Annotated in this window: 12 protein-coding genes; 10 read left to right on the plus strand and 2 right to left on the minus strand. The window is 42.9% G+C overall.

Annotated elements, in window-relative coordinates; genetic code table 11:
• The first annotated feature begins 195 nt into the window (after window positions 1–195).
• On the plus strand, window positions 196–948 hold the full coding sequence (locus G458_RS0101640) for a DUF4197 domain-containing protein (protein WP_051286947.1): 753 nt from the start codon (window positions 196–198) through the stop codon (window positions 946–948).
• Between the two features lie 53 nt (window positions 949–1,001).
• Here the strand turns inward: G458_RS0101640 and lysS are convergent, their stop codons facing one another.
• Window positions 1,002–2,705: a lysine--tRNA ligase gene (gene lysS, locus G458_RS0101645; protein WP_026950361.1), complete on the minus strand. Its 1,704-nt coding sequence runs from the start codon at window positions 2,703–2,705 to the stop codon at window positions 1,002–1,004.
• Between the two features lie 184 nt (window positions 2,706–2,889).
• Complete coding sequence (locus tag G458_RS0101650; protein ID WP_026950362.1) at window positions 2,890–4,065, minus strand: proline dehydrogenase family protein; 1,176 nt, start codon at window positions 4,063–4,065, stop codon at window positions 2,890–2,892.
• Between the two features lie 519 nt (window positions 4,066–4,584).
• On the opposite strand from G458_RS0101650, the gene G458_RS0101660 reads away from it, so the two are divergent.
• The 9 genes from G458_RS0101660 (at window position 4,585) to G458_RS0101700 (ending at window position 14,535) form a co-directional block, all read left to right on the plus strand.
• Window positions 4,585–5,682 (plus strand): chorismate mutase, encoded by a 1,098-nt coding sequence (locus G458_RS0101660; protein WP_026950364.1) that lies wholly within the window; start codon window positions 4,585–4,587, stop codon window positions 5,680–5,682.
• Between the two features lie 81 nt (window positions 5,683–5,763).
• The gene (gene aroB, locus G458_RS0101665; RefSeq protein WP_026950365.1) at window positions 5,764–6,807 is read left to right on the plus strand and encodes a 3-dehydroquinate synthase; all 1,044 of its coding nucleotides are present in this window, start codon (window positions 5,764–5,766) and stop codon (window positions 6,805–6,807) included.
• A gap of 18 nt (window positions 6,808–6,825) precedes the next feature.
• Window positions 6,826–8,052 (plus strand): 3-phosphoshikimate 1-carboxyvinyltransferase, encoded by a 1,227-nt coding sequence (locus G458_RS0101670; RefSeq protein WP_035467548.1) that lies wholly within the window; start codon window positions 6,826–6,828, stop codon window positions 8,050–8,052.
• A 3-nt stretch (window positions 8,053–8,055) separates the two neighbouring features.
• Complete coding sequence (locus tag G458_RS0101675; RefSeq protein ID WP_026950367.1) at window positions 8,056–8,880, plus strand: prephenate dehydratase; 825 nt, start codon at window positions 8,056–8,058, stop codon at window positions 8,878–8,880.
• On the plus strand, window positions 8,877–10,025 hold the full coding sequence (locus G458_RS0101680; protein ID WP_026950368.1) for a pyridoxal phosphate-dependent aminotransferase: 1,149 nt from the start codon (window positions 8,877–8,879) through the stop codon (window positions 10,023–10,025). Before G458_RS0101675 ends, G458_RS0101680 begins: the two co-directional genes overlap by 4 nt.
• Window positions 10,026–10,031: 6 nt before the next feature.
• Window positions 10,032–10,880, plus strand: coding sequence for a prephenate dehydrogenase (locus G458_RS0101685; RefSeq protein ID WP_026950369.1), 849 nt, complete (start codon window positions 10,032–10,034; stop codon window positions 10,878–10,880).
• A gap of 278 nt (window positions 10,881–11,158) precedes the next feature.
• Window positions 11,159–12,130, plus strand: a complete 972-nt coding sequence (locus G458_RS0101690; RefSeq protein WP_026950370.1) for a Kelch repeat-containing protein — start codon at window positions 11,159–11,161, stop codon at window positions 12,128–12,130.
• A gap of 90 nt (window positions 12,131–12,220) precedes the next feature.
• Window positions 12,221–12,913, plus strand: coding sequence for an SIMPL domain-containing protein (locus G458_RS0101695; protein ID WP_026950371.1), 693 nt, complete (start codon window positions 12,221–12,223; stop codon window positions 12,911–12,913).
• Between the two features lie 104 nt (window positions 12,914–13,017).
• Window positions 13,018–14,535, plus strand: coding sequence for a M20/M25/M40 family metallo-hydrolase (locus tag G458_RS0101700; protein WP_026950372.1), 1,518 nt, complete (start codon window positions 13,018–13,020; stop codon window positions 14,533–14,535).
• The last annotated feature ends 41 nt before the right edge of the window (window positions 14,536–14,576 follow it).

Raw genomic sequence — 14,576 nt, forward strand, 5'->3', positions numbered from 1 at the left:
TCAATATTTTTAAGACTTTATTTTCAATTTAAAAACTAAAAGCCAAAATTTTTATTTTTTTCATAACGAAGCATTGAATTTCTTCTAACCGTCCTCTTTTCTTAAAAATATTAAATAAATGGCCTGGTTTTAGTCATCTTGTAAACTTATCCCTACCTATTGGGGTATAGTATAAAAATCACTGAACATCACTTTATGAAGGTTTCTTTAAAAATCACCAAATTATCCTCCCTCCTACTTTCATTCTTTTTGCTATCCGCTTGTCAATCAAGTGCCCAAATCGGTAAGCTTCTTGAAAAAGCCGGCCAAGTGGCAGGAAATCCTACTACTGCTGAAATTTCAGCAGGTCTGAAAGAAGCCTTGGAAAAAGGTACCGGAATAAGTGCAGATCGCCTTTCCTTGGAAAACGGATACTTGGGAAATCTCGACGTCAAGATCTTTTTCCCTGAAGAAGCTCAGCAAGTAGAAAAAACCTTAAGAAATATCGGCCTAGGCTCCCTTTGCGATCAAGCGATCACCAGTCTCAATAGAGCGGCTGAGGATGCTGCCAAAGAAGCGAAGCCGATCTTTGTGGATGCCATCAAGCAAATGAGTTTGCAAGATGTGCAAGGCATTTTATTGGGAGAAAAAAATGCCGCCACGCAATATTTCTCCAGAACTACCAGCGATGCGCTGACTAAGAAATTTTCCCCTGTGATCGATTCCAGTCTCCAAAAAGTAAATGCCACCAAACATTGGGGAGATGTGATGGGACAGTATAACAAGATCCCGTTAGTCAAGCCGGTAAATACTGATTTGACTGCCTATGTTACACAGAAAGCTATTGACGGGCTGTTTGTGGAAATCGCCAAAGAGGAACTGAAAATCCGTGAGCAAGTTGGAGCAAGAACAAGCCCATTGCTTCAAAAAGTATTTGGCTATGCAGAAAAGCAAAAAACTCAAAATTAGAACATCATAAAAAAAGCCGGAATCACGATTCCGGCTTTCACTTTTAATCTTATTTAGAGGACGTCAATTAATAACAAATCCCCCTCTTTTCTCACTGCTAGCACCCCTTTCTGGGTCAAACCTTTCATGGACACATCCCATTTTTTTCCGCTTAGGCCTGCCTGAGATTTGATTTCCGCAAGTGCCACCGGATGGTTTTTGGACACCAAATCGAAAATCACTTTTTCTTCTTCGGTCATTTCCACCTGCTTCTTTTCCGGTCTCATCTGTGGGAAGAATAAAACTTCCTGAATGGTAGAGTTATCGGTCATCAACATGGTCAATCGGTCAATCCCGATTCCCAAACCGGAAGTAGGAGGCATTCCGTATTCCAAAGCACGAAGGAAATCCTCATCCATCGCCATAGCCTCGTCATCTCCTCTTGCAGCCAATTTCAACTGATCTTCAAATCGCTCACGCTGATCGATAGGATCATTTAATTCCGAGTAAGCATTGGCGATTTCCTTTCCATTGACAAAAAGCTCAAATCGCTCCACCAATCCAGGCTTGCTTCGGTGTTTCTTAGCCAAAGGAGTCATCTCGATTGGGTAATCTGTGATATAGGTGGGTTGTACTAGATTGGCCTCTACCTTTTCTCCGAAAATCTCATCGATCAGTTTGCCTTTCCCCATAGAAGCATCGACTTCAATTCCTAGGTCTGCACATACCTTCCGAAGACCTTCCTCATCCATTTCACTGACATCAATGCCAGCATACTCTTTAATGGAATCGTACATAGTTAGTCTTCGGTAAGGGCCAGCAAAGTTAATTTCCTTGCCACCTACGCTCACCTTGGTATCTCCATGGATGGATAGCGTCACTTTTTCCAAAAGATCTTCCACCATTTCCATCATCCAGATGTAGTCTTTGTAGGCCACATAGATTTCCATGGAGGTGAATTCCGGATTGTGAGTTCGGTCCATTCCTTCATTTCGGAACATTTTTCCAAACTCATACACCCCATCAAAACCACCCACGATCAGTCTTTTTAAATACAATTCATTGGCAATCCTTAAATACAAAGGCATGTCCAAAGTATTGTGATAGGTATGAAACGGACGCGCAGCCGCACCACCATGAACAGCTTGAAGAATAGGAGTCTCCACTTCCAACCAGCCGTGATCATCAAAATACCGTCGCATGTTGGAAATTATTTTGGATCTGGTGACAAACGTCTGCTTGATTTCAGGGTTTACTGTCAAGTCCACGTAGCGCTGACGATACCGTTGCTCAGGATCTGTAAATCCATCATAGGTGTTCCCGTCTTCATCTCGTTTCACGATTGGAAGAGGCTTCACAGATTTGGAAAGGATCTTCAGTTCTGTCACATGAAGAGAAATCTCACCGGTCTGAGTGGTAAAAATATATCCTTTCACCCCCACGAAGTCACCAATACCCAATAACTTCTTGAATACGGTATTGTACAAGGTCTTATCCTCTTCCGGACAGATGTCATCACGACGAACATAAATCTGAAGACGGCCTGTTGAATCCTGGATTTCTGCAAAAGAAGCAGATCCCATAATTCTCCGGCTCATCAGGCGTCCTGCGATAGAGATATCCTTATAATCCGTTTTCTGGTTTTCGTAATTTTTATGGATATCCTCCGCAGTGACATTGATCGGAAAAGATTCGGCTGGATAAGGATTTATTCCCAAAGCCATCAACTCTTCCCGGTCTTTTCTACGCTCGAGTTCCTGTTCGCTCAAAAGTTGCATTTTATTGATTAATTATTGTCCGATGATTGATGACCGATGTCCGAGGTTTTATCACACCCAAATTGCACCATCAACCCTGTTTCTATTTACTACTTACTACTAACTTTTTACTATAAACCAAGGCTTTGACTTCCCTCAGCCTGACCACGCCAACTGCCACTGCCTACTGATCCCTGGAAACTGCCTACTGCTTTTTTCTTCTCCTCATTTCCCGCTTGACCAACTCAAATTCCCTGCTGCTTTGACCAGCAATGGAGGTGTTTTCAGCTGCTCTTCGGGTCAAATAAGGCATCACTTTTTCTACCGGACCATAAGGAACATACTTCACCACTTTATACCCAGCTTTGGCCAGATTGAAAGATATGTTGTCACTCATTCCATAAAGTTGGGAGAAATAAACCTGGTCAGATTCAGGAGAAATCCCATGGATATTCATGAGCTCAGTGAGCTGCAATGCGCTTTTTTCATTGTGGGTGGCACACACTAAATAAATCCCGTTTTCAACGCAATATTGAATTGCTGCATTGTAATCGCGGTCTGTAGCCGCTTTATTAGGTTGAATTGGATCCTGATAACCCATTTCTTTAGCCCTTTCACGCTCTTTTTCCATGTATGCACCGCGAACGGGTTTGACTCCTAGGATATATCCCTTTTCTTGGGCCACTTCATGGGCTGCTTTTAATCTTCCCAAAGAATCATGACGATACATTTGGTAAGTATTATACACTACACAGCGGTCACGGTTATATTTTTCCATAGCCTCGTAGGTGATGTCATCGATCACATTCTGAAACCAACTTTCTTCCGCATCGGAAAGAATCTTAAGACCTAAGTCATGAGCCGCCTTACATAGGCGATCCACTCGGCCTTTTAACCTTCCAAATGCTTCTTCCTCAGGCTTAGAAAGCTTTTCTCCAGCCTGGATTTTCTCCATGATGTGATAATCTCCTAATCCGGTAACCTTGAAGACCCCAAACGGCATGTACTCTGTCTTGGCAGATTCCACCAAAGTCTGATAGATTTCTTCACAGGTTCTGTCAAAGGATTCTTCATCCCCTTTTCCCTCTACGGAAAGATCCAATATGGACTCCACACCGAACTCCGCAAGATGCTTACACGCTTGAATACTTTCCTGAATGGTCTCCCCTCCACAGAAATGTCCAAACATCGTTTTTTTCATGATTCCATTGACTGGGAGTTTGAGTTTGAAAGCCAAATTGGCCAAACCAATCCCCAAATCAGAAATCAGGTTATTATTCAGCGTCGCGAAAATCAAATACATTTTCCGCAGTTCCGCATTACTCTTAGAGGCAAAAGCCACTTCTAAATTCTCAAAAGAAATAGTGGGTTTTACTGGCATAAAGCATATTTAAGGCTGCAAAGATATCAAAAAAACCGCATGGGCTTGGATAATCTTAGGATTATGAACTGTAGAATAAATCCCAAAAAAGGGGAATATGTTTTATAGAAATAAGGCAAAACTTGTAATCAAGACTGTTTTAAGAAAATTCAATTTGAATATTCCAAAAACAGAACTTTCAATTTTAGCCTATATAAAATTTAGCCAAATAATATTCTGTTTCACCCATTTATTACCCAGAAATCAAGCCTCTATTTCCTTTCTTGCAATGAAATGAGCATCAAGTTGATTTTTTTTCATTCATTTTCTGAAAAATTTGTTTGCATTTAAAAAATCACCGCTTACATTTGGAACATGTTAATCACAGCAGCAATCTATTTTACCTTCTTTTACTTTTACTTTCGAAGCGAAAATCGAATCGGAGCTGTGTATTGCCTAGCCAAAAACTAAAAGAAAATAAAAACACAAAAAGCCCGATTCGAAAGAGTCGGGCTTTTTTCATTTAAACGCTCAAGCCGTATGAAGCCTCACAAGCAAATCAAAGACTGGGGATTAGGACTAACCTCCCCTCTGATCATCGCAGGACCTTGTTCTGCAGAAACTCCAGAGCAGATCGAACAGATCTGTAAGGAAATGAAAGAAGAAAACATGGTGCCTCAGCTCTTCAGGGCGGGAATCTGGAAACCAAGAACTAGACCTGGATCTTTTGAAGGTGTAGGAGAGGAAGGCTTGAAATGGATGGAAATCGTCCGTCACAACCTGAATATCCCTATCACCACAGAGGTAGGGAATGCCGCTCACGTGGAGCTAGCCCTGAAACATAAGGTGGATGTTCTTTGGATTGGAGCAAGAACTACCGTGAATCCTTTCGCAGTTCAGGAAATCGCGGAAGCCTTGAGAGGCGTGGATATTCCGGTAATGATCAAAAACCCGATGAATCCTGATCTGGAACTTTGGGTGGGTGCTTTGGAAAGAATGTATGCAGTCGGTATTGATAAATTGGCTGCTATCCATAGAGGATTCTCAGATGCCTATGATAAGAGATTCAGAAACAAGCCAAATTGGTCCATGCCAATTCACCTCAAGCGAGTTTGGACTGGAATGGAAGTAATCAATGATCCATCCCACATTGTGGGTCGTCGTGACGGACTTCAGGAAGTCGCTCAGCGTGCAATGAACTTCGGTTTGGACGGGTTGATGATCGAAACTCACCATGATCCGGACAAAGCCTGGTCTGATGCCAAGCAGCAAATTACCCCGGCAAGACTGAAGGAAATGATTGATTCCATTGATTTCAAAGAGCCTCTGGAAACCATGGGACCTGATGAGAAGCTTCAGGATTTAAGAAGAGCGGTAGATCATTTGGATGATCAGCTTTTGGATATTCTTCAGGAAAGATTCGCTGTGATCGATCAAATCGGAGCGCACAAAAGAGAGCATCACCTGACTGTCTTCCAGTCTAATCGATGGAAAGAAGTCATGGAAAGCAGAACTCAAAAGGGTGTTTCCAAGCATCTTAGCGAAAAATTCATGAAAGAGCTCCTTTATTGCATCCATGAAGAATCCGTGAAAAGACAAGAAAAACAACTCAGAGAAGCTGAACCGATTAAAAAATAAATCTGCTCTCAATTCTGGAAGGCTACCCCAATTAGGGTAGCTTTCCATTATTTTAGAATTCAAATTTGAATAGGCCAAACCTTGGAACCAGTAATTTTCGCCCCAGACGCGGCTTCTGCTTTAGCACAAGTTTTTGAAGAACTCACTTTTTCCAAATTGGTAGTTCTCACGGACACAAATACCCAAAAGCATTGCCTCCCGAGAATTCAGAACGCTCTTCCAGAGAACTCCGCATTCCTATGCGTTAGTCCCGGAGAAATCCATAAAAACCTGGAAACCTGTACTGAAATCTGGAGTCAAATGACAGAATTGGCACTTGACCGAAAAACACTTATGCTAAATCTGGGAGGCGGGGTCATTGGAGATATGGGGGGCTTCTGCGCAAGCATTTACAAGAGAGGTATTCGTTTTATCAACCTACCAACCACACTTCTTTCTCAAGTCGATGCCAGTGTAGGCGGAAAGTTGGGAGTGGATTTTCGGGGACTGAAAAACCATCTGGGCGTGTTCAATGAACCTGAAACCGTCCTTATAGCAGCAGAGTTTCTGGAGACCTTACCCAAAGAAGAACTTCGATCTGGCTATGCAGAAATCATCAAGCATGGCCTCATTCACGACGCAGCTTATTTCAACTCCTTAAAAACTTCCAATTGGGAGAGCCAATCTTGGGAGGATCTGATCCAAAAATCTGTCGCCATAAAAAAAACTGTAGTGACTGCAGATCCCAAAGAAAACGGACTTCGGAAAATCCTCAACTTTGGGCACACCATCGGCCATGCCTTTGAGTCTTATTTTCTGGACAGCGCTAATCATCTTCTTCATGGCGAGGCTATCGCTTTAGGCATGATTGCGGAAGGTTATTTGTCAGTGAAAAAATGCGGCATGTCCTCAGAAGATCTGGAAATCTTGACCAAAACTCTCTTAGGTATTTATGGCAAAGTCAATTTTGACTTGAACCAGCTGGATCCGATCCTGGACCTATGCATTCAGGACAAAAAGAATGAAGGAAACACCCTGATGTTTTCACTATTAAAATCAATTGGGGATTGCACTTATAATATCCCTGTCACCCGAGAAGAAATCCTGGAAGCCATTCAATTTTATCACGATTTAAAAACGGCCTAAGCCTTGAACCTCCAAACCATGCAAACGCTTCGCCTATCCCAAAAAAGCGAATTTGATTTTATAAGAATCCCACTTCCCTCCTCAAAAAGCGAGTCCAATAGGGCTTTGATTATCGATGCACTTACGGAAGGTGAAAATAAATTGAGCAATCTGGCTGAGGCTAGAGACACTCAGACCATGATTCGGCTTTTGAAAACAAATCCACCCGTGTACGATGTATTGGACGCAGGAACCACAATGAGATTTTTGACAGCCTATGCGGCGGTTACGAACCAGAAAAAGGTCATGACCGGGACTGCAAGAATGTGTCAGAGACCGATTGGTATTTTGGTGGATGCTTTAAGAAGTATTGGTGCCGAAATTCACTACCTCAACAGCGAGGGCTATCCTCCATTAGCTGTTCACGGGCTACCCAATCAGACCACTGACAAGATAAAAATCAGGGGAGATGTTTCTAGTCAATACATTTCAGCCATGCTGATGATTGCGCCTCTGCTTCCGATGGGCTTGGAGCTAGAATTAGAGGGAAAGGTAGGAAGTCAGACCTACATCGAAATGACTTTGGAATTGATGGCACAGTTTGGTATTCAATACTCCTGGAGCAACAACAAAATCAAAGTCGAACATCAGGCCTACCAACCCACGCAATTTGCGGTGGAAAGCGATTGGTCGGGAGCTAGCTATTGGTTTAGCCTTCTAGCCTGTTCAGATTCCGGGGAATTGCTTTTGGAAGGACTAAAGGAAAATTCCCTTCAAGGTGATTCTGCTATCGTGGATATTATGGAGTTTTTGGGAGTTAAATCCACTTTCACCCAAGAAGGAGTACTGCTTCAGAAACAAGCGGTAAAGGGGCTAAAAAAATGGGATTTCACACATTGTCCGGATCTTGCCCAGACGGTAGCTGTCACTTGTGCCATTTTGGGCCAAGACGCAATCTTTACGGGCTTGGAAAGTCTCAGGATAAAGGAGACGGATCGGATTTATGCCCTACAGCAGGAATTGGCCAAGTTCAATGCTGAGTTAAAAGAGATCGAGCCGGAAGTCTTCCAGGTAATTCCTTCTGTCACTATGCCTAGGTCTGTACAAATCCATACTTATGAAGACCATCGTATGGCAATGGCATTCATGCCGCTTTTGACCAAAACTGATGTCATCATGGAAGATCCGGAAGTTGTAAACAAATCCTATCCCAGCTTCTGGAAGCATTGTGAACTAACAGGCATCCAACTAGAAAACCAAGACTGATCCATGTCTTCGAAAATAGCCATTCAGGGAGTCCCCGGATCCTTTCATCATCAGGTAGCCTTGAAGAATTTCGGCTTGGATGCTGAGATTTTAGCTTTCAACACCTTTGAGCCTGTAGCAAAATCAGTAGCCTCAGGAGTTGCAGACTTTGGAGTCATGGCAATCGAGAATTCCATTGCCGGCGCCATTTTACCAAACTATGACCTGATCGATCGATACGGTCTTTTTATCCGGGATGAATTTTACCTCCCGATTGCCCATCAACTGATGGCATTGCCCGGGCAAAAAATAGAAGATATTTCTGAGGTACGGTCACATCCGATGGCTCTTTTACAGTGCAAGACTTTCTTAGCCCAACATCCCCAAATTCATCAGTTTGATGATGTTGACACTGCATCGGTAGCGAAGAGGATTTCTGAAGAAAAAATCCTGGGACTAGCGGCAATAGCCAGTGAAATTGCTGCTGAAATCTATGGCTTGGAAATATTGGCGAGGGATATTCAAACAGTAAAGGATAACTTTACCAGATTCATTATTCTTCATCGAGAAAAATCGGATTCAGACCAGATTCCAAACAAGGCATCTTTTAAAGTAACCATCAAAAATGAAGCAGGGGGATTGGCAAAACTCCTTACCATGTTGGCAGAAAAAAACCTGAATCTCAGTAAAATACAATCCATTCCTGTGATCGAAAAACCTTGGGAGTATGCGTTTTTTATTGATGCAGAATACAATGATCCCAATCAATTCCGAGAGTCGATGAAATTGATTACCCGAGATTTTGGGGATTTGAAAATTTTTGGAGAATACAGAAGCAGAAAGCTATGAAGGGATACGCGAATAGAATGAACACGGTGGCTGAATATTACTTTTCGGCCAAACTACGTGAAGTGAATCAGATGGTGGCTGAGGGAAAACCTGTCATCAACTTAGGAATCGGATCCCCGGACTTAGCCCCAGACAGAAGTGTCATTGATACCCTCAAGTCAATGGCTGAAAACCCACAGGCTCACGGATATCAGGGTTATCAAGGAATACCAGAGCTTCGCATTGCCATGGCTGGTTTTTATTCAAGGGAGTTTGGAGTGGACTTGAACCCTAACAAAGAAATCCTTCCATTGATGGGTTCCAAAGAAGGAATTTTACACATCAGCATGGCTTTTCTGAATCCAGGCGATCAAGTATTGATTCCAAATCCCGGCTATCCTACCTACACTTCGGTTACCAGATTATTGGAAGCCGAACCGGTGTATTACGGAATTGATTTGGAGAAAAAAGGAAGGCCAAAGTTTGAGGAATTGGAATCCCAAGACCTAAGTCGGGTAAAGCTGATGTGGATCAACTATCCCCACATGCCTACAGGAGCCTCTGGCACCAAAGAGATCTTGGAAGAGTTAGTCGCCTTCGCAAAAAAACATCAGCTGATTTTAATCAATGATAATCCCTACAGCCACATTCTCAACACAAATCCTCTCTCAATTCTGAAAGTGGAAGGTGGAATGGAGGTAGCCTTGGAATTAAATTCCCTCAGCAAAACTTTCAACATGCCCGGTTGGAGGGTCGGCATGGTCTGCGGAAGAGCAGATTGGATTGAAGCCATTTTAAAAGTCAAATCCAATATGGATTCCGGTATGTTTCTGGGAATTCAAAAAGGGGCCATCGCGGCTTTAAACCTGCCCAAAAGCTGGTTTTCTGATCTGAATGAAAACTACACCAACCGCAGAAAACTGGTTTGGAAAATGGCGGATTTATTGGGCCTTAGCTATGATCAAAAAGCTACCGGCCTTTTTGTTTGGGCAAAAGTCCAGGAAGGAAAATCTGCAGAAGAACTAGTGGATTGGCTATTGTATGAGAAAAACATCTTTATCACCCCGGGACAAATATTCGGAAGTGAAGGAAATGGATATGTCAGATTCTCTCTTTGCATGCCCGAATTCAAAATCCTTGAAGCTATCAATCGAATTAAATCATAATCGAAAATGAAAAAGATACACATCATCGGACTTGGACTTTTAGGAGGTTCTTTTGGCTTGGGAGCAAGACAAAAATTTCCGGAACTTTCTATCTCCGGATTTGACGCCAACCCTCAAAACCTAAAAGATGCCCTTACTTTGGGAATTATCACTGAGGCCAAAGAAAGCCCTGATGCGGATACCGATTTAGTTATCCTCGCAACTCCGGCGGATACTTTGGGAGAATTGTTATTAAAAACATTGGATCAAATTGGTGAGAATACCCTAATTTTTGATGTGGGTTCAACCAAAGGAAAGCTTTGCCAATTGCTGGCTGACCATCCCAAAAGAACGCAATATCTGGCGGCCCACCCGATCGCAGGTACTGAGTATTCTGGCCCAAAAGCAGCCTTTGCGGATCTGCTGGACCGAAAAGTCATGATCATTTGCGAACTTGAAAAGACAGACCTGCATCTAAAAGAAAAGGCCTATAGGCTTTTTGACGCCCTCAATTTAAAATTGAGGTTTATGGATCCTGAAGAGCACGACAGACATCTGGCCTTCGTGTCCCATTTGTCCCACATTTCATCGTTTATGCTCGGAGAAACAGTTCTTCAAAAAATGGCGGATGAGAAAAACATATTCGACATGGCGGGATCAGGATTTTCGTCCACCGTTCGTCTGGCCAAGTCCAGTCCAGCCATGTGGGCGCCGATCTTTACTGAAAACAAGAAAAACATTCTCAGTGCTTTGGATGGGTATATCGCCAATCTGACTGCTTTTAGAAACAAAATTGCAGCAGAAGACAAGGAAGGCCTGTTTGAGGAAATGGCAGAAATCAATAAGATTCGGGAAATCCTGGACTTGGGAAAATAAATCAAAATTTGAAGTTTAAAATTTGAAACTAAGAGACCATGGAGCCTTTCATGGTCTTCTTTTTTTCTACAGACTATCCCGCTGATTTACGCAGATCCATTCGCTGATTTTCACAGAAATACTTAAAGCAATTCCTCAGAGAATTTGAACAGGAATGAAAAATCTGTGTAAATCTGAGTCTTTTTCTGTGTTCATCTGTGGGAAAAAATTGTTCTATATCTTAGGTAAACCAAATCTCATTTTTATTTATCCCTATCTTAGTAACAAAACCCAAACCTATGAAAATCTACATTTTAGCATTTTGCTTCTTTCTGAACTTAAGTCTTTTTGCTCAGGAACAATGGACCATAATTTCTCCTAAAACAGAAGCGACACCACGTCATGAAAATTCCTTTGTCGAATGTAACGGAAAGCTGTACTCAATTGGTGGACGAGGAGAAAGACCTGTGGAAGAATATGATCCCGAGACCAATTCCTGGAGCAAAATCGCTGATGCTCCACTTGAAATCAGTCACTTCCAAGCGGTTTCTTACAAAGGGGAAATATGGGTAGTAGGAGCTTTTACCGGTGGTTATCCCCATGAGACTCCAATTCCCGAAATTTTGATTTTTGATCCCAAAAATAAATCCTGGAGAAAGGGACCCGAACTTCCCGAAAATCGGCTTCGTGGCTCAGCAGGTGTATTTGTGAAGGACGATAAAATCTACATGGTCTGTGGAATTCAGGATGGTCACTGGGATGGATTTGTTCCTTGGTTTGATGTCTTGGATCCCCAAACCGGAAAATGGTCTCCCCTTCCCGATGCTCCCCGCGCCCGGGACCATATCAGTGCTGCTCTGATCGGAGAAAAACTTTACCTGGCTGGAGGAAGAACCTCACATGCCAAAATCAATCGGGTAATCGACACGACCATCAAAGAAATCGATGTTTTTGATTTCAAAACCCAGACATGGAGCACTTTGGATACAGAAATCCCAACACCAAGAGCAGGAAATTCAAATCTGGGAATTGGACCTTACCTCGTTGTCATGAATGGAGAAAGCGGAGTACAGGTTCCAGCTCATGCTGAAGTAGAAGTGTTGGATACACGCTCCAATGAATGGATAAAACTCCCCAATCTGAATCAAGGAAGGCATGGAACGGGAACTGTGTTACTGGATGGAAAAATTTACGTTCAGGCAGGCTCCGGCAACCGAGGAGGAGGTCCAGAGCTGAGCTCTATGGAATTTTTGGAGTGGAAATTGAAGTAATCCAAATCTTAATTTCTCTAAAAACAAGTCACGAATCCTTAAGCTGGTTCGTCTTTTGACTAAATAAAACAGAACTAAACCATGAATACCATGAAAAATATCTTGACCCTATTTTTGACCCTGGGCATTGCGCAGGTTCTTTTTGCTCAGCAAGTCCAGCAAGTTCCAATCATTGAAGTCGAAGGATATGCAGAGCGTAAACTTGCTCCTGACGAGGCTGTGTATATTATCCAACTGGAAGAAAAGACCCTGAGAGTCAACAATGCTGTCAATACATTAAATAAAAAGGCCCAAAATCTAGCAGATGCCTTGAAAAAAGAAAGAATCAAGGATTATAAACTGATTGCAGACAATTATTCTGTGGATGTAAACAGAATTTATAGAAGCGGCACTGCTAAAGACAGCGGTTATGTGGCTCGGCAGACCCTGAGAATTGTCACCAGTCCTACCAATGAGGATTTGCAAAAAATCTCAGAAGCCATTCAGAAATCCGGCGACATGAGCTATAATCTTCAGTTTGGAGTAGCGGAATCCACAAGAAAATCACTGGAAAACACCCTATTAGCAGAGGCCTTGAAAGATGCCGAGGCCAGAGCTACTTTAATTGGAAACACTTTGAACTTAAAAGGACTTCGGGTCTTCTATGTAGGAATGGAACAAAGCTATGTCCCTCAGCCCAAATACTTGATGAATGCCAGATCCATGGCAGAATCTGCTGACATGGTAATTCAACCGGATGATCACACCATCAGTAGAAGAGTCTATATCAAATACACCTACTAACTAACACTAAGGCCGCCCCAAGCGGCCTTTCTTGATGGATCCCTTCTTTTCAATCTTCTTGGCTGATTTGGCGGGGATTCTTATTTTAGAAAAAAATCGCCCTTATGAAAAAACTGCTTCTTCTACCCTTGCTTGGATTTTCGACTTTCATTTTCGCCCAAACACCGGGGCAAAGCAAACTTCAAAAGCTTACTGAATCCAATTGGCAGCATGGTTTGGAACTCCTCAGAGAGATTGTTTCCATGCCGAATGATGCATTTTATCCAGAGCAAATCGAAGTCAATATTCAGTGGTGCGAGAATCAGTTTTCAAAAAGAAACTGGGCTTTTGAAAGATTAGAAACCGGTGGAATCCCGCTTCTTCTGGCTGAGAAAAAACAAGCCGGAGCCACCAAAACCGCACTTTTCTATTTCCACATCGATGGGCAGGCAGTTGACAGGAGTCGCTGGCACCAGCCGGACCCCTATCAAGCTACCCTGAAAGCCCCAAAACCAGATGGTAATTTTGAAACTTTATCAATTGAAAAACTGAAATCCGAATACAATCCTGAATGGAGACTTTTTGGAAGATCAACATCCGATGATAAAGGCCCTTTTGCTATGTTTTTGACAGGTTGGGACGCTCTTTCTTCGGAAGGGATTTCCCCGGATTACAACATCAAAATCATTTTGGACTTCGAAGAAGAGCAGGGGTCACCTAAACTTCCAGATGCGGTAAACCAATACAAAGACAAGCTTGCTGCCGACATGATGTTGATCATGGACGGTCCTCGACACACCTCCAACCTCCCTACTTTGAGCTATGGAGCACGTGGCATTTCCGAATTGTTTATGACTACATATGGACCAAAACTTCCCCAGCACAGTGGTCACTATGGAAACTATGCGCCCAACCCAGCGCTTCTATTGAGCCAGTTGTTAGCCTCAATGAAGGATGCAGAAGGAAGAGTGGTCATCCCGGGTTTTTATGACGGTATCAAATTTACTTCTGAAGAAAAAGCCATTCTGGACGCCGTTCCGGATGACGAAGCAGCCATCAAAAAACGTCTGGGATTGGGTCGAACAGATCAAATCGGATCCACCTATCAAGAAAGTATCCAATACCCATCTTTAAATATCCGGGGAATGAAGTCAGCTTGGGTAGGCCCTGAAGCTAGAACCATTGTACCTGACATAGCAGAAGCAGAACTGGACATGAGACTGGTTCCTGAATCAGATCCTAATCGGCTCTTCGGCTTGATCAAGGAGCATATCCGAGAGCAGGGGTTTCATATTGTGGAAAACGATCCTACTGATGAGGAGCGGATGAAATATCCAAAGATCGTCAAAGTCAAAACTTCGATTTCTTACCAAGCCTTCAGAACTCCAATGGATTCACCGACTGGCGCATGGTTGAGAAAAGCTATGAACCGTGCGTTTGGAGAAGATCCAGTCCAGATTAGGATTTCTGGGGGATCCATTCCGATTTCTCCTTTTGTTGATGCTTTGGGAATCCCGGCAGTAACGATCCCCACTGTAAATGCCGACAACAATCAGCACAGCCCGAATGAAAATATCCGACTCGGCAACTACAAAGAGGGAATTCTTACCATTATTAGCGTATTGACCGAACCCATGTACTGAAAGTCCAATGTCCCCATGGGCTCTAGTCCATGGGCTTAAAG

Origin of the sequence: Algoriphagus mannitolivorans DSM 15301, assembly GCF_000429425.1 — a bacterium.
GTDB classification, from domain to species: Bacteria; Bacteroidota; Bacteroidia; order Cytophagales; family Cyclobacteriaceae; genus Algoriphagus; species Algoriphagus mannitolivorans.